The following is a 1,924-nucleotide window of genomic DNA, read 5'->3' on the forward strand; positions in this document are numbered from 1 at the left end:
TGAACACTAAGCCCAATATTTCTCTTTTTCATTTCTTGAATTACCTGATCTCTACTAACAGGAGAATTAGAATTAATTTTTATAACAAATAAATGCCATGCATGTTTTACTCCTGAATCGTTAGTATAATTAGGTAACGTTATATACTCTTGAACATCTTTTAATTCCTCTTGGTACCTTTCAGCTATTCTCTTACGTTTTTCAATCATTTCATCAGCCCTTTTTAACTGACTAATACCCAAACTAGCTTGTAGATCCATCATGTTATATTTAAACCCCGGTAATAGAACATCATAACGCCAGCTTCCTTCTTCACCATAACGATTCCATGCATTTTTGGTGATACCATGCCAACCATATAATCTAGCTTTTTCAGCAATCGATTCATTTTTAGTAACTAACGCTCCGCCTTCACCTGTTGTTATATTTTTTGTGGCATAAAAACTGAAGCAAATAACATCACCATGTGTACCAATTAAAGTATTATCATATTTTGTCCCTAATGCATGCGCTGCATCCTCTATCAAAAACAGTCCGTATTCTTTACATAATTTTTGAAGTTTTTTTAATTTAGCCGGGTATCCAGCAAAGTGAACTGCAATAATTGCTTTCGTTTTTTTAGTGATTTTTCTTTTAACATCCTGAAGATCAAGACATAAATTCTCTTCATCTATGTCTACAAATACAGGTGTTGCACCTACATGCATAATAACGTTTACACTAGAACAAAAAGTAAAACTTGGAACTATTACTTCGTCTTCTAATCCAACTCCCAGAGACAGTAATGCTAAATGTAATGCGGCAGTCCCTGAATTACAACTTACTACATGTTCAGTATTCAGATATTCTTTTAAATTCTCTTCAAACTCTATCACCTTTGGCCCCTTTGAAAGCCATCCAGATTTAAGGGCAGAAACTACCCTATCTATATCTTCATCATTGATTTCTGGTCGATAAAAAGGAATAAACTCTACCATGTAATCACCTACAAACTTATAATATTTTTCTTATATACTGATTCATCTTTAAATATGTTTCTTGTGTCTAAAATTAAGCAGTTTGCCTCATTAAGCAATTTAAAATCAATGCAATCATGGTCCGTATGAACAATAATTAAAGCGTATTTGTCTAATTGACTTAGGTTTAAATCTATAGATTTTTTCAATGTGTTATCGCCCACAATGAGTTCCTCTATAAACGGATCGTAATAATCCACGTTATAGTCTTCTATCATTAAATCATTCATAATATCCAAAGCTGGCGATTCCCTAGCATCATTAACATTCTTTTTATATGCAACGCCAACCATAAGAATATTCTTACCTTCTTTATCATCTAGTAACTGTAGTGCTCTATTAAGAACGTACTTAGGCATGTTTTCATTAATTTCTCTTGCCACATCAATCATTTTTGTTGCTAAATCCTTATTATTTGCAATCCACTTAAAATAAATAGGATCAATCGGAATACAGTGTCCTCCTACGCCAGGACCAGGATAGAATTTTTGAAATCCAAATGGCTTAGTTCCTGAGGCATCAATTACTTCCCAAATATTTATGTTTAACTCATTACAAATTTGTGTCATTTCATTAATAAAAGCGATATTTATAAAACGATACGTATTTTCTAATAACTTCGCTGTCTCTGCTACTTCTGGACTGCTCACCTTATGAATATCCTTAATTAAGTTACTATAGAAAGCTGCTGCACAATCGGTACAATTAGATGTAACTCCACCTACGATTTTTATAATATCTTGAATTGAAAACGATTGATTTGCAGGATCGATTCGCTCTGGAGAGTATGCTACAAATATATCTACACCAATTTTAAAATTAGTTTTCTGTTCTAATTTGTATAAAACTTCTTCTCTTGTAGTACCTGGATAAGTAGTACTTTCTAAGATAATTAATGTACCTTTTTT

At 32.4% G+C, this 1,924-nt stretch carries 2 protein-coding genes; both read right to left on the bottom strand.

The window, feature by feature from the left end; all coding sequences use genetic code 11:
• Window positions 1–977 (bottom strand): DegT/DnrJ/EryC1/StrS family aminotransferase (locus ACQGSG_RS28690; RefSeq protein ID WP_426948698.1); only part of this gene is annotated, 977 nt, incomplete at its 3' end.
• 8 nt (window positions 978–985) lie between these two features.
• A partial coding sequence (locus ACQGSG_RS28695) for a nucleotide sugar dehydrogenase (protein WP_426948700.1) occupies window positions 986–1,924 on the bottom strand: 939 nt, incomplete at its 5' end.

The sequence above is a fragment of the Bacillus sp. GMa5/1 genome (assembly GCF_050172015.1).
Classification (GTDB): Bacteria; Bacillota; Bacilli; order Bacillales; family Bacillaceae_G; genus Bacillus_A; species Bacillus_A cereus.